The 17,898-nt window shown below is 37.8% G+C and carries 21 protein-coding genes, 1 pseudogene and 1 riboswitch; of the genes and pseudogenes, 5 read left to right on the top strand and 17 right to left on the bottom strand.

Going from position 1 to position 17,898, the window contains the following annotated elements; genetic code table 11:
- Positions 1–172 precede the first annotated feature (172 nt).
- The 3 genes from BQ7352_RS13305 to BQ7352_RS13315 all read right to left on the bottom strand — a co-directional run bounded on the left by BQ7352_RS13305 (position 173) and on the right by BQ7352_RS13315 (position 1,679).
- Positions 173–1,015 carry an Mrp/NBP35 family ATP-binding protein gene (locus BQ7352_RS13305; RefSeq protein WP_072449658.1) on the bottom strand — a complete coding sequence of 281 codons (843 nt, stop codon included), beginning with the start codon at positions 1,013–1,015 and terminating at the stop codon, positions 173–175.
- A gap of 20 nt (positions 1,016–1,035) precedes the next feature.
- Entirely contained in the window at positions 1,036–1,371 is a 336-nt protein-coding gene (locus BQ7352_RS13310) for a metal-sensing transcriptional repressor (protein WP_072449659.1), read from the bottom strand.
- A 68-nt stretch (positions 1,372–1,439) separates the two neighbouring features.
- A complete protein-coding gene (locus tag BQ7352_RS13315) occupies positions 1,440–1,679 on the bottom strand; it encodes a hypothetical protein (RefSeq protein WP_072449660.1) in 240 nt (79 codons plus the stop codon).
- A 109-nt stretch (positions 1,680–1,788) separates the two neighbouring features.
- Between BQ7352_RS13315 and BQ7352_RS13320 the strand changes: the two genes are divergently transcribed.
- Together BQ7352_RS13320 and BQ7352_RS13325 are read left to right on the top strand one after the other, a co-directional pair.
- Positions 1,789–2,361 carry a xanthine phosphoribosyltransferase gene (locus BQ7352_RS13320; protein WP_072449661.1) on the top strand — a complete coding sequence of 191 codons (573 nt, stop codon included), beginning with the start codon at positions 1,789–1,791 and terminating at the stop codon, positions 2,359–2,361.
- A gap of 106 nt (positions 2,362–2,467) precedes the next feature.
- Complete coding sequence (locus BQ7352_RS13325; RefSeq protein ID WP_072449662.1) at positions 2,468–3,004, top strand: ECF transporter S component; 537 nt, start codon at positions 2,468–2,470, stop codon at positions 3,002–3,004.
- Here the strand turns inward: BQ7352_RS13325 and BQ7352_RS13330 are convergent.
- The 4 genes from BQ7352_RS13330 to BQ7352_RS13345 are packed head-to-tail and all read right to left on the bottom strand — an operon-like array spanning position 3,001 to position 5,703.
- The gene (locus BQ7352_RS13330) at positions 3,001–3,444 is read right to left on the bottom strand and encodes a GNAT family N-acetyltransferase (protein WP_072449663.1); all 444 of its coding nucleotides are present in this window, start codon (positions 3,442–3,444) and stop codon (positions 3,001–3,003) included. The genes BQ7352_RS13325 and BQ7352_RS13330 overlap by 4 nt on opposite strands.
- Positions 3,438–3,650, bottom strand: coding sequence for a ubiquinone biosynthesis protein UbiE (locus tag BQ7352_RS13335; protein ID WP_072449664.1), 213 nt, complete (start codon positions 3,648–3,650; stop codon positions 3,438–3,440). The genes BQ7352_RS13330 and BQ7352_RS13335 overlap by 7 nt, the downstream gene beginning before the upstream one ends.
- Positions 3,647–4,924 (bottom strand): DNA polymerase Y family protein, encoded by a 1,278-nt coding sequence (locus tag BQ7352_RS13340; protein WP_072449665.1) that lies wholly within the window; start codon positions 4,922–4,924, stop codon positions 3,647–3,649. The genes BQ7352_RS13335 and BQ7352_RS13340 overlap by 4 nt, the downstream gene beginning before the upstream one ends.
- 23 nt (positions 4,925–4,947) lie before the next feature.
- Positions 4,948–5,703 carry an exodeoxyribonuclease III gene (locus tag BQ7352_RS13345; RefSeq protein WP_072449666.1) on the bottom strand — a complete coding sequence of 252 codons (756 nt, stop codon included), beginning with the start codon at positions 5,701–5,703 and terminating at the stop codon, positions 4,948–4,950.
- A 167-nt stretch (positions 5,704–5,870) separates the two neighbouring features.
- Between BQ7352_RS13345 and BQ7352_RS13350 the strand changes: the two genes are divergently transcribed.
- The gene (locus BQ7352_RS13350) at positions 5,871–7,289 is read left to right on the top strand and encodes an amidophosphoribosyltransferase (protein WP_072449667.1); all 1,419 of its coding nucleotides are present in this window, start codon (positions 5,871–5,873) and stop codon (positions 7,287–7,289) included.
- Positions 7,290–7,326: 37 nt separating this feature from the next.
- Here BQ7352_RS13350 and BQ7352_RS13355 read toward each other — a convergent pair whose 3' ends face one another.
- The 4 genes and pseudogenes from BQ7352_RS13355 to BQ7352_RS13370 all read right to left on the bottom strand — a co-directional run bounded on the left by BQ7352_RS13355 (position 7,327) and on the right by BQ7352_RS13370 (position 11,109).
- On the bottom strand, positions 7,327–8,205 hold the full coding sequence (locus tag BQ7352_RS13355; protein ID WP_072449668.1) for a YitT family protein: 879 nt from the start codon (positions 8,203–8,205) through the stop codon (positions 7,327–7,329).
- Positions 8,206–8,217: 12 nt separating this feature from the next.
- Positions 8,218–9,204 (bottom strand): diaminopimelate dehydrogenase, encoded by a 987-nt coding sequence (locus BQ7352_RS13360; protein ID WP_072449669.1) that lies wholly within the window; start codon positions 9,202–9,204, stop codon positions 8,218–8,220.
- A 199-nt stretch (positions 9,205–9,403) separates the two neighbouring features.
- Positions 9,404–9,937, bottom strand: a pseudogene (locus BQ7352_RS13365) (ATP-binding protein); the annotation flags it as partial.
- A gap of 12 nt (positions 9,938–9,949) precedes the next feature.
- Positions 9,950–11,109 (bottom strand): IS3-like element ISRgn1 family transposase gene (locus BQ7352_RS13370; RefSeq protein WP_118401458.1). Its coding sequence is split into 2 segments (ribosomal slippage): positions 9,950–10,857 and positions 10,857–11,109, totalling 1,161 coding nucleotides; the frame shifts between segments, so codons are not numbered across the junction.
- A gap of 39 nt (positions 11,110–11,148) precedes the next feature.
- Between BQ7352_RS13370 and BQ7352_RS14460 the strand changes: the two genes are divergently transcribed.
- Positions 11,149–11,340 carry a DUF4230 domain-containing protein gene (locus BQ7352_RS14460; protein ID WP_143143401.1) on the top strand — a complete coding sequence of 64 codons (192 nt, stop codon included), beginning with the start codon at positions 11,149–11,151 and terminating at the stop codon, positions 11,338–11,340.
- A 286-nt stretch (positions 11,341–11,626) separates the two neighbouring features.
- Positions 11,627–12,247 carry a type II toxin-antitoxin system PemK/MazF family toxin gene (locus tag BQ7352_RS13380; RefSeq protein WP_200791386.1) on the top strand — a complete coding sequence of 207 codons (621 nt, stop codon included), beginning with the start codon at positions 11,627–11,629 and terminating at the stop codon, positions 12,245–12,247.
- Positions 12,248–12,464: 217 nt separating this feature from the next.
- On the opposite strand, the gene BQ7352_RS13385 is transcribed toward BQ7352_RS13380, so the two are convergent.
- The 6 genes from BQ7352_RS13385 to BQ7352_RS13410 all read right to left on the bottom strand — a co-directional run bounded on the left by BQ7352_RS13385 (position 12,465) and on the right by BQ7352_RS13410 (position 17,894).
- Positions 12,465–13,649, bottom strand: coding sequence for a phosphoribosylaminoimidazolecarboxamide formyltransferase (locus tag BQ7352_RS13385; RefSeq protein WP_004223071.1), 1,185 nt, complete (start codon positions 13,647–13,649; stop codon positions 12,465–12,467).
- 20 nt (positions 13,650–13,669) lie between these two features.
- The gene (locus BQ7352_RS13390) at positions 13,670–14,383 is read right to left on the bottom strand and encodes an IMP cyclohydrolase (RefSeq protein WP_072449672.1); all 714 of its coding nucleotides are present in this window, start codon (positions 14,381–14,383) and stop codon (positions 13,670–13,672) included.
- An 85-nt stretch (positions 14,384–14,468) separates the two neighbouring features.
- Positions 14,469–14,547: riboswitch (ZMP/ZTP riboswitch) on the bottom strand.
- Between the two features lie 42 nt (positions 14,548–14,589).
- The gene (locus BQ7352_RS13395) at positions 14,590–15,462 is read right to left on the bottom strand and encodes a methionyl aminopeptidase (RefSeq protein ID WP_072449673.1); all 873 of its coding nucleotides are present in this window, start codon (positions 15,460–15,462) and stop codon (positions 14,590–14,592) included.
- A gap of 3 nt (positions 15,463–15,465) precedes the next feature.
- A complete protein-coding gene (locus BQ7352_RS13400) occupies positions 15,466–15,951 on the bottom strand; it encodes a GNAT family N-acetyltransferase (RefSeq protein WP_072449674.1) in 486 nt (161 codons plus the stop codon).
- Between the two features lie 457 nt (positions 15,952–16,408).
- Positions 16,409–16,885, bottom strand: coding sequence for a COG2426 family protein (locus tag BQ7352_RS13405; RefSeq protein ID WP_072449675.1), 477 nt, complete (start codon positions 16,883–16,885; stop codon positions 16,409–16,411).
- 115 nt (positions 16,886–17,000) lie between these two features.
- Positions 17,001–17,894 carry a DegV family protein gene (locus BQ7352_RS13410; protein ID WP_072449676.1) on the bottom strand — a complete coding sequence of 298 codons (894 nt, stop codon included), beginning with the start codon at positions 17,892–17,894 and terminating at the stop codon, positions 17,001–17,003.
- Between the last annotated feature and the right edge of the window lie 4 nt (positions 17,895–17,898).

Here is a 17,898-nt window from a genome sequence, read left to right on the forward strand (position 1 = left end):
TTGTTTCGTTTTTTTCATTGCTTCTTTACATTTTTTTGACATATATCCATTTGTTTTTATACACTTTTAACAATGTTTTTTCCTGAAATTTAAAAAATCGGTCTTTCCTCCGAAAGACCGACTATTTTTCTTATAAAATATTCTATTTTTTCTCCATATAAAAGCAAAAGCTTTAAACCTCCGGCAGATATTTACCTGCACCTGAAAGATAAGTATTGACAACCCCTGCAAACTGCCCTGCATCTACTGCTGCTGCAATGTCTCTGTCCAATGGCATTTTTCCGATTACAGGAACATTTACTTTCTCTGCTGCTGCCTCCACTTTGCTCTCTCCGAAGATATAAATTTCTTTTCCACAGTCCGGACATTTTACATAACTGTAATTTTCTACTAATCCGAAAACAGGCACATTCATCATTTTTGCCATGTTATACGCTTTCTTTACAATCATCTGTACTAAATCCTGAGGAGAAGATACAATCACAATTCCGTCAATTGGAAGAGATTGAAATACAGTAAGAGGTACATCTCCTGTTCCCGGCGGCATATCCACAAAAAGATAGTCCAGTTCGCCCCATACAACATCTGTCCAGAACTGTTTTACCATATTTGCCAAAATCGGTCCTCTCCAGATAACAGGTGCATCCTCCTGCGGAAGTAAAAGGTTCACAGACATTACTTTTACGTCATTGCCTGTTTCCATTGGATAAATGCCTTTGTCATTTGCTACCGCAGAACCCTTTAAACCATACATTCTCGGAATAGAAGGTCCTGTAATATCTGCATCCATAATTCCTACATGGTAACCCTGAAATGCCATTTCATTTGCCAAAGAAGCAGTTACTAATGATTTTCCTACTCCTCCTTTGCCGCTGACAACACCAATTACTTTTTTAATTTTAGAGTATGCATTTAAATTTTCTTTTGGAACTCCTGCACCCTTTGCGTGGCTGCATCCTGCACAATCTTCCTTTGTACAGCTTTTGCTGTCACACTGTCTCTTTTCTTCACTCATTGCTCTCTTCCTTTCTTCCTTTATTTCATAAAACGGTCAATAGCCTTATTTAACTCATCTAAAGCCTCGTGATCACCACTTTCAATGGCATCTACAATACAATGCTCAATATGATCCTGCAGAATTACCTTCCCTGTATTGTTAATAGCTGATTTCACTGCTGAGAGCTGTATGAGGACTTCACTGCAGTCTCTGCCATCTTCTACCATGCGGCGAATAGACTCTAAATGACCGATTGCGCGGGAAAGTCGATTGAGAACTGCTTTCGTATGCGCGTGGCTGTGAGTATGTCCATGGGTGTGCGTAACAACAGTTCCATCTTCCATTACGTGGGTATGTTCATGATTATTAGCCATAATATCCTCCTTTCTCGCACTCCTTTCATTATAACAAACCTGTTCAAAAAAGCAATGTAAAATCCCGTTTAAAATTCTGAGAACGTATATCTTTGATGTATGGCTGCTGTCATTACATCAAAGACCACACTGCCATCTTCCCTGTCAATACGCTCAATTTTCAGTTCTGCTTCATTTTTAAATTTTTCTCTTACATAAGCTTCCAAATCTGCATCGTCAGGAAGCTCCGCTTCCTCAATAAAAGTATCTCTTGTATGATTTCCCGGACACAGGTTAATAATCTCTCTTATAATTTCATATTCCTTCATAATTTTGCTCCTTTTCTCTTTGAATTTGCTAAAAAGCAAAAAAATAAATTGCCTTTCTAATAAATATATCGTATGATTGTTTAAATGACAATACACAGGAGGAATACAAATGGAGCTTTTAAAAGAACGTATTTTAAAAGACGGTACAGTAAAACCGGGAAATGTACTGAAAGTAGACAGTTTTTTAAATCATCAGATGGACATTCCACTGATTAACGAAATCGGAAAAGAATTTAAAAGGATTTATGCAGATGCACCGATTACAAAAATTCTGACTATCGAGGCATCCGGTATTGGAATTGCATGTATTGCAGCACAGTATTTCAATGTACCTGTTGTTTTTGCAAAAAAAGCAAAAAGTGTAAACCTTGACGGAGAAATGTATACAACCAAAATTGAGTCTTTCACACATAAAAAAGTTTATGATGTTATTCTGGCAAAGAAATTTTTAAGTCCTGAAGACCATGTGCTGATTATTGACGATTTTCTTGCAAACGGATGCGCATTAAACGGACTGATTGATATTGTACATACTTCAGGCGCAACCTTAGAAGGTACAGGAATTGTAATTGAAAAAGGGTTCCAAAGAGGCGGCGATATGCTTCGTGAAAGAGGTATCCGCGTAGAGTCTCTGGCAATTATTGACTCCATGACTGACACATCTTTAACTTTCCGCGAATAAAAAGCAATATACTGGACTGCTTATCTTTTATAAAACTGGCTATTTATACATAGCCAGTTTTATATTATAGTAATCACAACAAATTTAGATAAAGGAGTCTGGTTTTATGAAATTTCAAACAAAAAAATTAGTTCTGTCCGCCCTTTTTATGGCGCTGACCTGTGCAGCCACCATGTCTATCCGTATTCCCACCCCCGGAACAGGTGGTTATATCCATCCCGGAGATGCTCTTGTTATTCTGTCCGGAGCGCTTTTCGGACCTGTATGGGGCTTTCTCATTGCCGGAATTGGCTCTTGTCTGGCAGACTTATTAGGTGGATATCTGGTCTATGTTCCCATTACCTTTTTTATCAAAGGAGTGATCGCTTTTCTCTCTGCTCTTGCCTTTCAGAAACTTGCAGGTTCTTCTAAAAAACACTATCTGCCATTAGCTCTTGGAGGAATTGCAGACATTGTACTGGTAGCCGGAGGATATTTCCTCTTTGAGTTTTTTCTGTACGGACAAGGCGCGGCTGCCAGTATTCCTGCCAATCTTATTCAGGGAATAAGCGGACTTCTCATTTCCCAGCTTCTCTATCCTGTTCTCTGTGCAGTGCCCGATGTAAAACGCATGATTGCAGCAAACAGCGGAAGTAATATTTAACGGTCTTTAATCATCTGATAATAGTGCAATTCTTCATAACCCAAACGGTTATAAAGAGAAATTGCTCTTTCATTACTGTAAGTTGCCTCCAGACGGAAACGCTTTGCCTGTGGATATTCTTTTTCCACCCAGTCAAACACCTGTGTACCATAGCCTTTTCCTCTGGAGCTGCTTTTAAAGAACAATTCATCCAGCCAGATTGTAATTCCTCCTGCTTCATTACTCCAGGTAATTGCAATAAGGAAATATCCTACTACACCGGTTTCATCCTCCAACATCAATGTACGGGAATATTCCCTGCTTCTCATACATTCTTGCAAAGTTGCCTCAAAATGTTCTTCCGGAACGTCATGGTCACATGCAGGACCCCCGTAAAACTCCTTAGCCATCTGAAAGAATTCCTGTCTGTCACTTTTCTGAATATCCCTGATATTTAACATTTCTCTTTCCCTTCCCTTTCTTTCATAAATTCAAATACTTTGTGCATCATTTCACAGTCTTCGCTGTATGGACATTTCCCATAATCACAATCAATCTGTTCCAACTGTAAAACTCCGTTTTCATCTGTAAATTCTCCTATGGCAGTTCTTGCCATATCATAATTTTTGCAATATCCATTAAAAAATTCTTCGATTATCTCACTCATTTTTTCTTCTCTTTCAATGTTTTCAAATCTACCTGTCTTCCGTCTGGATGACCGCCTGTCATGTTCTCAACCTTTTTATTATCCAGAAAAGAGGCTCTCATAATGGCATTGTTGCCAAATTTTTTCCTGATTTTGTCTACCGCCATATCCATTTTTTCCATTTTTTCATAGTTGGTATTTAAATCAAACAAAGACATCTGTCGTCCCCGTTCTTCTCTGGAAACACGGCTGGTATGAACGCCTAAATGACGAATAGGCGTACCGTCCCACAGTTCGTCAAAGAGTACACAGACCATGTCATAAATTTCTCCTGTGATATTGGTAGGCGCTGTCATAACCTTCTGATGGGAAACTGTTTTCATCTCAAAATTCCGAATAGAAACAGACACTACTTCTGCCTTTACATCATCCTTTCGAAGTCTTGCTGCCACTGTTTCACACAGAGAAAGAAGAACCATTTTTGCAGTGCCTTCATCTGACACGTCAAAGGCAATGGTTGTACTGTTTCCATATCCTTTGTTCCCCTGACTTTCGCTTTCCACCAGGGAAGTATCTCTGCCATTGGCGAAATTCCAAATGCTCTCTCCCTGTTTTTTCAAATGGCATTTTAAAATTTCCACATCTGTATTAGCCAGGTCTCCTATGGTATAAATACCCAGCTTCTTTAAAACCTGCGCTGTAGCCCTTCCTACAAACAGCAGGTCTGATACCGGAAGAGGCCACATTTTCCCTTTAATTTCCGTTGGAAATAAAGTGTGTACCTTGTCCGGTTTTTCAAAATCCGATGCCATTTTTGCCAGATATTTGTTGCTGGAAATTCCAATATTTACAGTAAAACCCAGCTCTTTACTAATTCTGTTTTTTAATTTATGGGCAAAAGCTATCGGGTCTCCTATAATCTTTTCCATTCCCGTCATATCCATAAATGCCTCATCAATGCTGTACTGCTCCACCTGAGGGCTGTATTCTCTTAAAATATTCAGAAACTTTTGAGAATACTGGCGGTACATACTATGATGCGCAGGGACTACAATCAAAGACGGACACTTTTTCAGAGCTTCTGTCAATGGTTCTCCTGTTTTTACACCACAGGCTTTTGCAGACAAAGATTTTGCCAGAATAATGCCCCTTCTCTTGGTTTTATCTCCACCTACAGCACATGGGATTTCTCTTAAATCTATTGTTCCGCCCTGCTCCAAACGATAAACTGCCTCCCATGATAAAAAAGCGCTGTTTACATCAATATGAAAAATTACCTTTTCGCAATCTGACATATCTTTGCCCCCATTTTCTTTGTTTATAATTCAATCTGAACCTCTACCGGACAATGGTCTGAACCAAAAATTTCTGTATGAATGGAAGCGGAAAGCAGCTTTTCATCCAGTCTTTTTGAAGTACAAAAGTAGTCAATTCTCCATCCTGCATTCTTTTCTCTGGCTTTAAAACGATAGGACCACCAGGAATAAATCTCTGTTTTATCAGGGTAAAAATAACGGAAAGTATCGGTAAATCCGGCTTCTAAAAATGCGGTAAATTTTTCTCTTTCTTCATCAGTAAATCCTGCATTATGACGGTTGGTTTTCGGATTTTTTAAATCTATTTCCTTATGTGCCACGTTTAAATCACCGCACATAATCACAGGTTTTTTCTCATCTAGCTTTTGCAGATAATCCCTGAAATCATCTTCCCACTGCATACGATAAGATAACCTTGCCAGCTCACTTTGAGAATTTGGTGTATAGACTGTAACCATATAAAAGTTCTCATATTCTAAAGTAATCACACGCCCTTCCTGATCGTGTTCTTCTATGCCAATACCGTACTGTACACTTAATGGTTCTTTTTTTGCAAAAATTGCTGTACCGGAATAACCTTTTTTCACCGCATAATTCCAATAACAGAAATATCCCTCCGGTGCAAAATCAATCTGTCCTTCCTGAAGCTTTGTTTCCTGTATACAAAAAAAATCTGCATCTGCCTGTTCAAAAAATTCTGTAAATCCCTTTTTCACACACGCCCGCAGACCATTTACATTCCATGAAATAAATTTCATTTTCTTCTCCTTTTCTTGTCTATTTGCACATCTGCTTCTCTATTATACACTATTTTTTCTCCTTTGCGAAGTGAAAAACTTTCTTCAAATCTCTTTACGAAAGGCAATTTGAGAGTATATAATAAGGAGAAGACTAAATTGGTAATTCCAAGAAAAGGAGAACAGCAATGGGTGGAATATTTGGAGTAACATCTAAGTCCAGTTGTACCCTGGACTTATTTTTCGGAACAGACTATCATTCTCATTTAGGTACCAAACGCGGAGGACTTGCAGTCCATGGAGAAAATGGCTTTAGCCGCTCAATCCATAACATCGAAAATACACCATTCCGTACAAAATTTGATGGTGATTTAGATGAATTGGAAGGAAATTGCGGTATTGGCTGTATTTCGGACAATGAGCCACAGCCTCTTTTGGTACAATCCCATTTAGGCAGTTTTGCCATTACAACAGTAGGTAAAATTAACAATACAGAGAAACTTGTTGATATTTCTTACAAAAACGGCTGTACACATTTCTTAGAAATGAGCGGCGGCTGTATCAATCCGACAGAAATTGTTGCGTCTTTAATCAACCAGCAGGAAACTATTGTAGACGGTATTCGCTACGCACAGGAATTAATTGAAGGTTCTATGACGCTTCTTGTTCTGACACCGGAAGGCATTTACGCTGCCCGTGACCGCATGGGAAGAACTCCTCTTATTGTAGGACATAAAGACGGAGCACATTGTGTTTCTTTTGAAAGTTTTGCTTATCTCAATCTGGGTTATGAAACCTTAAAAGAATTAGGACCGGGAGAAATTGTTTATCTGACTCCTGAAAGCTGCGAAACTGTATCAGAACCATTAAATGAAATGAAAATATGTTCCTTTTTATGGGTATATTATGGCTATCCTACCTCCACATACGAAGGTATCAATGTAGAGAACATGCGTTACGAATGTGGTAAAAAACTGGCGCAGCGTGATGCACAGCGCGACGATGTAAAACCAGATTTAGTAGCAGGTGTACCGGACTCCGGTATTGCCCACGCTATCGGTTATGCAAACCAGTCCGGCATTCCATTTGCCCGCCCATTTATTAAATATACTCCAACGTGGCCTCGCTCCTTTATGCCATCCCGTCAGGAACAGCGTAATCTCATTGCGAAAATGAAATTAATTCCTGTTGAGGCATTGATTAAAAATCGTAAACTTTTACTGATTGACGACTCTATTGTCCGCGGAACACAGCTTCGCGAAACAACTGAATTTTTATATAGCAGCGGTGCAAAAGAAGTACATATTCGTCCGGCATGCCCGCCTTTAATGTTTGGATGCCCTTATTTGAACTTCTCCCGTTCTAAATCCGAAATGGATTTAATCACAAGAAGAATTATTGCTGCAAGAGAAGGAGAAAATGTAAGTCGTGAAATTTTAGAGTCCTATGCTGATCCAGACTCCCAAAACTATAAAGAAATGTTGGAAGAAATCGGAAAGCAGTTAAACTTCACAACTCTGCACTTCCATCGTCTTGACGATTTATTATCTTCCATTCCAATTGAACCGTGTAAAATATGTACTTACTGCTTCAGCGGTAAAAAATAAGATTACTAAAAAAGATTGTGCTGTTGCACAATCTTTTTTAGTAATTATTTTCCTGATAAAAACGTCCCAGCAAAGTATCTGTTTTTACAATATTTACAAAAGCATGGGCATCTGCCTCCATAACTTTTCTGGTCAGCATTTTCGCCTCTACTGTGGACACAACGGAATAAATCATTTTTCGTTTTTCATTAGAATACATTCCCGTTGCTGAAAATTCTGTTGCACTGTGGTTTGTAACTTCTGAAATAGCCTGATAAACAGCTTCCGCATTTTCTGTAACCACAAACAACGTAACCTTTTTATAATTTTGATACAGTAAATGTATCATCTGTGTAGAAGTATACTGGAAAATAATGGAGTAAAGCGCTTTATCCCATCCGAAAAGATAACCGGCAATTAAAAGCACAACCGCATTTCCCAATAAAATATAATTCCACACATCTTTATTTTTCTTTTCCGCAAAGTAAATGGCAATAAAATCAGTTCCGCCTGTTGAAGTTCCTCCAATCAGTGAAATACTGATTGCTGCTCCATTAATCAACCCACCAAATATACTGATTAACAGAATATCTTCCGTAATAGGAACTGCCGGAACAATATCGGTCAGAATACTGGTAGCAACAATCATACAGCTGGTAACAACTGTAAATTTCTTTCCTATCGCTTTAAAGCTGATAATTGCCGGAATGGCATTTAATGCCAGGCTAATCGGAGAAAACGGCACTGTAATATCGAAAAATCTGTCGCAAATGGTCTGGAACAACAGCGTGACACCGTTAAATCCACCGGGATACAGCCCTCCTGCCCGCACAAAAGTTTTAATGTTTACTGCCATAATCACCGCACCAATAAGACCAAACAGAATTCTCTTTGTTTCTTTTTTCGCATCTACTTTAGAACTCACTTTTTTACTCACTTTCTCTGTACTTTACAACATTTTTGCACGAAGTTCTTCCGGTGTTTGAAGACTTAAATAAGCAGGAGCTACATCAAACACTGTTTTGCAGCCGCTCTGTCCTTCCTGACTCATGCGATAAGCAGCTCTTGCATAAGCTGTAATAACAGATGATGTAAATTCAGGATTGGAGTCCAACTTCAGGCTGTATTCTACCACATGCTTATGTTCGTCTTCCCATCCTGTATTTCCACTGCGAATTACAAATCCACCATGAGGAAGTCCCATATGTTCTGCTTTCATTTCTTCTTCTGTAATAAAGTATACAGTTGTATCATATTCGTCAAAGTAATTTGGCATTGTCTTAATTTCCTGCTCAATCTTTGCCTTATCTGCATCTTCACGAGCAACTACAAATACTTCCCTTGTGTGCTTCTGACGTGTGGAAAGTTCTGGATTTTTCCCTTCTCTTACTGCATCTAAAGCTTCCTTTACAGGAATTGTATACTGTCTTGCGTCCAGTACTCCTTCAATTCTTCGAACTGCATCAGAATGCCCCTGACTAACACCTTTTCCCCAGAAAGTATAATCTTTTCCTCCCGGTAAAATTGCATTTGCATAAAGGCGGTTTAAAGAAAACATACCCGGATCCCAGCCTACGGAAATCATAGCAACCTTATTTCCCTTCTTAGCAGCCTCATCTACCGCCTGAAAGTGCTCTGGAATTCTTGCATGAGTATCAAAGCTATCTACCACATTAAAATACTGTGCAAATTCAGGAGTCTGAACCGGTAAATCTGTAGCGCTTCCACCACAGAGAATTAAAACATCAATTTCATCCTTCATTTTTACAGCTTCATCTACGTGATAAACCTTTGCTGTCTCTGTCAAAATTTGAACGTCTGCAGGATTACGGCGTGTAAAAACTGCTGTCAGCTCCATATCAGGGTTATGCTTCACTGCACATTCCACACCTCGACCTAAGTTACCATATCCTAAAATACCAATTTTAATACTCATACTTCACTCTCCTATCTGTTCTTTGACATATTATTTACTCTCAAAGTATATCAAAAACCTGGTCTTTGTCAATGTTTTTTATGCTGCATCAAATATTCCTCTAAAACTATTGAATATTACGGTGCGGCAGAGCCGCCAGTCCGGTGTGGCGAGAGCCACCTGTCCGGACTAACGGAGCCACCCCATTTTGTTTATTAAGTTACTTTGCCATTGCTGGATCCAGTCCATATACTTCTCTCATAGAGAGGTCTTTAGATGGGTCAACACTTTCAATATCGATCTTATAGGAATCATACGATATACGATCCATGATGGCATCGGCAAGAGTACTTTCACCATCACAGATTTGCTGGTACCATTCACTTTCACGGAACTGGGAACAAAAGATTGTTGAAGATTTTTTACGTCTTTTATGTATCAGTTCAAAAAGATTTCTGGCTTCAGCTTCTGTCAGTTTAAGAAGCAACCACTCATCGATAATCAACACTATTGGCTTGGTATATTTTTTCAGGACAGTCGAAAAAGTTCCATCGTCCCTGGCAGCCTGTAAGTCCAATAACAAATCAGGAAGTCGTACATATCGCACTGAGTAATAGCGCTTGCATGCTTCCATGCCAAAGGCACAGGCCATGTAAGTTTTGCCACTTCCAGTTGCTCCAGTAATAAAGATGTTCCGGTATTCTGTAATGTATTTGTTGTGGTCAAGCTTTTTTGTAACACTACGACCTAATTTCCACTACAGGAGTTATACACTCCCGTAGCGTGCCTCATAAGGCGTTTTGTAGTTATTATAAGAATGCGGTCGTACATGATTATATTGTACATACGCAAATTCTTCGATTGCTGTGTAAAGTTCTTCCTCTGTACGATAATAATGCTGGTAAATAAGATCATTTTTCAATGTATTAAAATATCTTTCCATAGGAGCATTATCATATGGATATCCAGCCTTACTCATACTTTGAGTGATGCCAAGCTCCTCACAAAATTCAGTGAACTCTTTTGATGTGTACTGGCTTCCTTGATCCGAATGCACGAGAAGCTTGCTCAAGTCAATTCCTGGTTGAGAATGAATTGCTTTTTCCAACGTTCTTTTCGCTAAATCAGCGGTTATATTTCTGTCCGTTATACTTGCAATAACGCTTCGGTCATGTAGATCTATAATCGTGCAATTATAACGCTTGCTGCCATCCGTCAGGAAAAGATAAGTAAAATCTGTACACCACTTGTGATTGATTTCATCTGCTCGAAAATTCTGATTCAGTTTGTTCTCGTATACTTTGTGAGCGACGCCATGTTCATATGTTGTTTTCTTTTTTCTTGAAATTGAAAACAACTGCATTTCAGTATTCATATATTTGTGAACTGTTAAGCGGCTAATATCGTATCCTTTACGAATAAGATAGGCATGTATAGTTCTGTATCCATCAACTCCGCCATGAGAATGATAGATTTCTCGAATGGAATCTTTGATCTCATCTTTCTGTTGATGATAATCAGCTTTTCGATTTTTTAGATAATTGTAATAAGCATTTGGACAGATGTTAAACTTTCTAAGAAGCCATCTGAGTCCAAAGTCTTTGTTGTATTTCTGAATGAATCGATAAGCCTCTAATCGATTTCCTTCGCAAAGAATGCCGCTGCTTTTTTTAAGAAGTCATTTTCCTTTTGGAGTTCTGCAAGTTGCTTTTTAAGCTGTAGATTCTCTTTCATGTAATCATAATCGGCTTTGGCTTCGTCGTTTGTTTGGCATTCTTCACGGAATTGTTTTGTCCAAATAGATATACTTGCTTTGGATACACCATATTCTTCAGCAAGACCTTTGAGGGATCTTCCCTCTTCAAGATGAAGACGGACTATCTTCTTCTTGAATTCTGGTTCATAGTATTGACTCATCTGTAACATACCTCGTTTCCTCCTAAGATTATATCTTATTAGGTCGAGATGTTACAACTATGTTATATCACAACAGAGAGCAACAAAGCCTTTATCAAAATGCAAGACAACGCAGAGAAAAATGCTATTGCCAATGGATTACTAGATGGAGCAAAAGAAAATGCAAAAAGTGTTATTACTGGATTATTTGCAGACCAATTTGATCCAGAAGAATATAAATATGAATTTAACTTTCAATAAAGGAGGCTAACAAAATAAAATGAAAAGAAAAATGTTATATATCATAGGTGGAATAGTAGCAATAATCCTCATATTTTACATTTATTTGTTCTTCACAGCTTAATATATTTAATACTGAATATTATTAATGACTTTTATTGCATTTCATTTGAAAATAATCTATAGTGTTAGTAATTAGGCTACAGATACTTGTCAATCCTATAATCGGAAGAGATTGCTGAAACTCTCTTCCTTTCTTTATCGCAAAATATTGTTTGTACCATATAAAATTCTGGGAGGGATGCCAATGAAAATAGAACTTGGACAAGTTCAAAAGATGCTTGAATGGTTAAAAACAAAATTATATTTAGACTCCATTGCACAGAATGCTCGTTCTCGTACAGTAAAACGAGGGCAAGTATATCGTTGTAATTTTGGTTGCGGAATTGGAAGCGAAATGCAAAAAGAACGACCTTCTGTTATTATTCAAAATGATATTGCTAACACCCACTCCAGTAACACCATCGTAATTCCAATTACACATGATATCAGCACGTTACCTTGCGTTGCAAATATTACACCTCTAACAGATGCAGAAGGAAACGTTATCCTTGATGGCCAAGCCAATGCTTCAAATATGATGTGTGTTAGTAAAGCAAGACTTGGTGGTTTTGTAGGTTCTTTATCAAACACTGACATGAGGAAGATTGATGAAGCAATTGCAAAAACCGTTGGTTTGATGGGATATTATTCTGATTTAACTAAACGATTAGATGACAAATTAGAATATATTTCAAAGATAAAGCAAGCACGTAATAAAGCACAAGACGAACTGGCTGAATTAAGAAAAATTCTTGAATTATCGGATGATGACTCTTTAACAGAACAAATTTCAAAAATAAAAATTGCTCTTGACAACAATCAATAAAATCGGTAGTATATAAGTACAAAGAAGTCTTTTTCCGGAGTGAGAAAGATATTATTACTTATTCAAAAGAAAGGGACTCTGGAAGAGTTCCTTTTTACTTTTCATAAAACTCTGATTTATTGTATATACTATAAACACAAAGTAACTCTGGATAGGATATTCAGAGTTTTAGAAAGCGGAGATACTAACAAATGGTATCTCCGTTTCTTCTTTCCTCTTAGTGATGGAACAGGCGAATACCTGTAAATGCCATCACCATATTATATTTATTACATGTTTCAATTACTGCATCATCACGTACAGAGCCGCCCGGCTGTGCAATATATGCCACACCGCTTTTATGTGCTCTTTCAATATTATCAGAAAACGGGAAGAATGCGTCAGAACCGAGAATAACATCCTGCATTTTATCCAGCCATTCTCTCTTTTCTTCTCTCGTAAACACTTCCGGTTTTTCTGTAAAAGTATTTTCCCATGCTCCGTCTGCCAGAACATCCATATATTCTTCACCAATATATACGTCAATAGCATTATCTCTTTCTGCACGGCTGATACTTTCTTTAAATGGCAGATTTAAAACTTTCGGACACTGTCTTAACCACCAGTTATCTGCCTTCTGACCTGCCAGACGTGTACAGTGTACACGAGACTGCTGTCCGGCGCCTACACCGATTGCCTGTCCGTCTTTTACAAAACATACGGAGTTAGACTGTGTATATTTCAAAATAATCAGGGAAATTTTTAAGTCTCTTTTGGCTTCTTCTGTCAGCTCTTTGTTTTCTGTAACTACATTAGAAATCAATGCGTCATCAATGCAAAGCTCCTGACGTCCCTGCTCAAAAGTAATACCAAACACTTCTTTATGCTCTAACTGAGCCGGAACATAATTTTCATCAATGGCAATCACATTGTAGTTTCCTTTTTTCTTCTGTCCCAGAATTTCCAGAGCTTCCTCTGTATAACCCGGTGCAATAACCCCGTCAGATACTTCTCTTTTAATCAGTAATGCAGTGTCTTTGTCACATACATCAGACAAGGCAATAAAATCACCAAAGGAAGACATACGGTCAGCGCCTCTTGCTCTTGCATAAGCGCAGGCGATTGGCGAAAAATTCTTCCAATCCATATCATTTACCCAGTAAATCTTTGCCAGAGTTTCTGTAAGAGGAAGACCTACTGCTGCACCTGCCGGAGATACATGTTTGAAAGATGTTGCAGCCGGAAGACCTGTTGCTTTTTTCAAATCTCTTACTAACTGCCAGCCATTAAACGCATCTAAGAAATTGATATATCCCGGTTTTCCGGATAATACCTGAATAGGAAGTTCACTGTCATTTGCCATATAAATTCTGGATGGTTTCTGATTTGGATTACAACCGTATTTTAAAGCTAATTCTTTCATGATTTTCTCCATTCTACTTCTTATTTATTTTTATTTACAATTCTTGTTTCATACTTACCTGTTTCAATATCAATAAAACGAACAAATAAAGATACTTTATTTTCTTCATTCAGACTTTCCCAGAGGCTGTTTTTAAATTCATCAATGTCATTTGGAATACCCACCAGCTTTGGTTCTCCTTCGAAACTTGGAAGTGGATTTCCATCATGCATATAAGTGTGGATAAAATGTCCTTCTCCTGCTACCGGATTTTCGTAAGCAAATGTATAACGGTTACATGCCTGTGGATTTCCGTTATTGCTTTTCAAAATGGACATTGCATAATTATATTTTCCATTCTCAACATGCATAATTCCTGAAATTCTAGGTGTATAGTTCGGTCCGTCCGGTTCAAATTCACGACTTCTTAAAGACTGCTCAAAAGTAAGCTGTTTATCCATACCTTCGTAAATCGTATCTGTCTGGTCTCCGTTTGTTACAATGGTTTTGTTTCCTAAAACACGTACAGGAGCGTAAATAATCAGACTTGGATCAACCAGTTTAGAAGGGTCAAATGCCTGTGTACGAATTCCTTCGCCATCTTCTACAAATACACGATTTCTGCTGTTTTCACTTCTTCCCATGATAAAATAAGCAGCTACTGCTTTTTTTCCGTCCTCTGATTTTCCCAGAACAATTCCTCTGCCCGGATATGCATTTTCTTTCAATTCTTTTGTTAATGATAACATTTCCATGAATTTTTCTCCTTTTTTTCAATGAACGATATACTCGGTGAAACAGAACAGGATTTTTGATACACAAAAAAGCCCACTGCCCGAGCATATATGCCCAGACGGTCGGCTTCCTTGGCTTATACTCCCTGTGGTCATTTCCACTTCCGTCAGTCATATAAGCAATTACAACATACCATTAAAAAAATAGAATGTCAACCCTTTTTCTTTTAATAGCAAATAACTTCACATCCCTGTTCTGTCACCAGCACCATAATTTCCCACTGGGCAGATGGTTTACCGTCTTCTGTATAAATCGTCCATCCGTCTGTATCATCTACAAATATCTCGTGGCTTCCCATATTAATCATCGGCTCAATGGTAAACATCATTCCCGGAACCAGCAGCATCCCTGTGCCTGCCTTTCCAATATATCCTACCCATGGGTCTTCATGAAATTCCAGTCCAATTCCATGTCCGCCAATTTCTCTTACTACAGAATATCCGTTAGCGTGAGCGTGCTCATAAACTGCCTGACTCATATCTCCCAAATATCCCCACGGCTTTACCTGTTCCAAACCTTTCTCCACGCACTGACGAGTCACCTCTACCAGTTTCTTTTTTTCCTCACTGACATTTCCAATGCAAAACATACGGGATGAGTCTGAATAATATCCGTTCAAAATCGTAGATACGTCTACATTAATAATATCGCCATCCTTCAGCACAATATCATCTGAGGGAATTCCGTGGCATACCTGTTCATTTATAGATGTACACACACTTTTTGGAAATCCATCATAGTTAAGAGGCGCTGCCACAGCTCCTGCTTTTGCCGTAATATCCGCTACCCAGTTATCAATTTCCTGTGTGGTAACACCTTCCTTTATGTGCTCTGCCACATAGTCCAAAATTTCAATATTTACTTTTGCACTTTCTTTAATTCCCGCAATCTGTTCCGGTGTCTTGATCATATCATGAGATGGAATTAAAACACCTTTACTTTCATAAAGCTTTAATTTCTCATCAAAATTATAATGACATTTCTTATATTTTTTTCCACTTCCACACCAGCATGGTGCATTTCTCTCTAATAATTCCATTTTTTAATTCTCCCTTTGATATGCAATTCTTGGTGTTTTATCTGCTACATAAATAATTCCACATCGTTTAAAACCATTTTTTTCAAATACATTTTGCATGACGTAATTATCTTCGTGAGTATCCCCTCTTACATTTCCGCACTGCTTAAAACACCAATCCAGACAAAAAGATGATACTCCTTTTTTTATTCCTGATGATGCCATTCGATGCATCGTTCCATAAGGCTTCTCATTTAACCATTTTCCCTGAAAGATTTCTCTGTATGTAATATCCGGCTTTTGGGTAAACATAAAAACACCTGCAATCTGTTCATCAGAAATACATACATACAATTCTCCGTTTTTACAGTCTTCTGTTACCAGTTCTTCCGAAGGATAGCCATTTACCCACTGTGTTGGATTTCCATGTTCTGCCATAAAACACCTTGCTGTTTCATATATTTTCATAACTTCAGGAATTTCTTCTAATAATGCCTTTCTTATTTCCATATTCTGCGACCTTTCTGTTGTTTTCTTTTAAACCTTATTGTATCATTATTTTTTCTTTTTTTCCACTTTTGGAGTTTTCTTAAATTTTCTGATATTTTATAATATATATTATTTTAATACAGTCTTTTAAAAATTTTTTATATTTTTTTCTGTTTTCTTATTGACTTTTAGGCATTCGTATGTTATAGTTTAACCATAAAATAAATCGAAAGAGAAGAAAAAGATTAGAAAGGACTGATACCACCAAAAGATTAAAACAACTTTCATAATTTAAAGAAAGAGAGGTACGGACCACCAGAAATTTTTAAAACCTAAACAAAAATTTTTTCATTATTCAATGTGAGGTATTTTCCAATGGACAACGAAATACATTAAAAAGGCATCATTCTCAAAAATAAATTAAGAATGATGCCTTTTCTTTTATCTGTTATTTGTTCAATTTTCTTATAACTATCCTCTAAAAAAGTACGCCTAATGCTCCAAATGCACCCATACTTACAGCAGCCATAATAATACCTGCCAATAAAACTCCCAGCATAACCGCAATTACACTGGATTTAAAATCCATATCTAAAATACTGGCTGCCAGAGTTCCTGTCCATGCCCCTGTTCCCGGAAGCGGAATTCCTACAAATAAAAGCAATGCAACAAACAAACCTTTTCCTGCTTTTTCCTGTAATTTCTTTCCTCCACGTTCCCCTTTATCAAGGCACCAGGAAAAGAATTTCCCTATTACCGGTTTGGTGCTTCCCCACACCAGAACTTTTCTGGCAAAGAAATAAATAATTGGTACTGGCAGCATATTTCCTAAAATTGCAATAATATAATACTGTACAAATGGCAGCTGCATACCCTCTGCAATGGGAATTGCACCTCTTAATTCGATTAATGGTACCATAGATACAAAAAACACAATCAGGTACTTCTCTAACATAAAATTCTCCTTTTTCTCCTTATCAAATTTCAAACACTATCGAGGTTCAATATATCATTGTTTCTCCGGTCCTGCAAGTGTTTTTCAAAAACGTTAGAAAAATTTTACATAGATTTTACTCAGTTCTCTCATCTCCCCAGAAAAACAGCGCTACGGTTCCCGGCCCTGTATGCGAACCGATGACTGTACCAATGCTGTTAATCTGAACTTTTCCATTGAGATTTGGAAATTTTTCCTCTATTGTATCCGCTACTTTTCTGGCATCTTCCTCACATGCAGAACAGGACATCATACACTTTCCGCTATACTGTGTCTGGTTTTGTGCGTGCTCTTCCATTCGTTTCACCATTTCACGCATAACCTGCTTCTTCCCTCTGTATTTATTTCGTGGAATTAATTTCCCCTCTGTATTAACATTCATAAGAGGACAAATATTCAAAGCCTGCCCCACAAAACCGGAAACCTTTGATATTCTTCCACCTCTTATAAAGCTGGTTAAATCTGTAGAGAAAAACCAGTGATGAAGGCGGTTTCTATTTTCTTCTATCCATTTTACATTGTCTTCCAGCGAAAATCCATGATCCTGATTTTCTAAAGCAGCGTCCACCAACATTCCATAACCGGAAGACGCAGCCAAAGAGTCTACAACAAAAATTTTTCTTTCAGGATACTTTTCTTCTAACTGCTCTTTTGCAATATTAGCTGAATTAATACTACCGGTTATACCACTTGACAAAGTCAGGTGAAGAATATCCATTCCCTCCTTTAAAATTGGCTCAAATAATTCCATATACTGCTGGACATTTACCTGAGCTGTGGTAGGCTCTGCACCCTCTTCTATTTTTTTATAAAATTCTTCAAATGGCATAGATTTTCCTAAATCGTCAGGATATTCTACCCCATTCATGTGAAAGTGAAAACATACAAATGGAAGCTTTTTTTCTTCAAAATATGCCGCCGGCATATCTACTGTAGAACAACAAGTTATTTTATATTCGCTCAATGTCATGCCC

This window comes from Blautia sp. Marseille-P3201T, from assembly GCF_900120295.1.
GTDB lineage: Bacteria > Bacillota > Clostridia > Lachnospirales > Lachnospiraceae > Blautia.

Bases quoted from the DNA above. Each gene is read 5' to 3' on its own strand.
- BQ7352_RS13335 (WP_072449664.1), bottom strand. From the start codon at position 3,650: ATGAGTGAGATAATCGAAGAATTTTTTAATGGATATTGCAAAAATTAT.
- BQ7352_RS13405 (WP_072449675.1), bottom strand. From the start codon at position 16,885: ATGTTAGAGAAGTACCTGATTGTGTTTTTTGTATCTATGGTACCATTA.
- BQ7352_RS13385 (WP_004223071.1), bottom strand. From the start codon at position 13,649: ATGAAAGAATTAGCTTTAAAATACGGTTGTAATCCAAATCAGAAACCA.
- BQ7352_RS13395 (WP_072449673.1), bottom strand. From the start codon at position 15,462: ATGGAATTATTAGAGAGAAATGCACCATGCTGGTGTGGAAGTGGAAAA.
- BQ7352_RS14460 (WP_143143401.1), top strand. From the start codon at position 11,149: ATGTTACAACTATGTTATATCACAACAGAGAGCAACAAAGCCTTTATC.
- BQ7352_RS13325 (WP_072449662.1), top strand. From the start codon at position 2,468: ATGAAATTTCAAACAAAAAAATTAGTTCTGTCCGCCCTTTTTATGGCG.
- BQ7352_RS13340 (WP_072449665.1), bottom strand. From the start codon at position 4,924: ATGTCAGATTGCGAAAAGGTAATTTTTCATATTGATGTAAACAGCGCT.
- BQ7352_RS13350 (WP_072449667.1), top strand. From the start codon at position 5,871: ATGGGTGGAATATTTGGAGTAACATCTAAGTCCAGTTGTACCCTGGAC.
- BQ7352_RS13305 (WP_072449658.1), bottom strand. From the start codon at position 1,015: ATGAGTGAAGAAAAGAGACAGTGTGACAGCAAAAGCTGTACAAAGGAA.
- BQ7352_RS13315 (WP_072449660.1), bottom strand. From the start codon at position 1,679: ATGAAGGAATATGAAATTATAAGAGAGATTATTAACCTGTGTCCGGGA.
- BQ7352_RS13390 (WP_072449672.1), bottom strand. From the start codon at position 14,383: ATGGAAATGTTATCATTAACAAAAGAATTGAAAGAAAATGCATATCCG.
- BQ7352_RS13360 (WP_072449669.1), bottom strand. From the start codon at position 9,204: ATGAGTATTAAAATTGGTATTTTAGGATATGGTAACTTAGGTCGAGGT.
- BQ7352_RS13410 (WP_072449676.1), bottom strand. From the start codon at position 17,894: ATGACATTGAGCGAATATAAAATAACTTGTTGTTCTACAGTAGATATG.
- BQ7352_RS13310 (WP_072449659.1), bottom strand. From the start codon at position 1,371: ATGGCTAATAATCATGAACATACCCACGTAATGGAAGATGGAACTGTT.
- BQ7352_RS13380 (WP_200791386.1), top strand. From the start codon at position 11,627: ATGAAAATAGAACTTGGACAAGTTCAAAAGATGCTTGAATGGTTAAAA.
- BQ7352_RS13345 (WP_072449666.1), bottom strand. From the start codon at position 5,703: ATGAAATTTATTTCATGGAATGTAAATGGTCTGCGGGCGTGTGTGAAA.
- BQ7352_RS13400 (WP_072449674.1), bottom strand. From the start codon at position 15,951: ATGGAAATAAGAAAGGCATTATTAGAAGAAATTCCTGAAGTTATGAAA.
- BQ7352_RS13330 (WP_072449663.1), bottom strand. From the start codon at position 3,444: ATGTTAAATATCAGGGATATTCAGAAAAGTGACAGACAGGAATTCTTT.
- BQ7352_RS13320 (WP_072449661.1), top strand. From the start codon at position 1,789: ATGGAGCTTTTAAAAGAACGTATTTTAAAAGACGGTACAGTAAAACCG.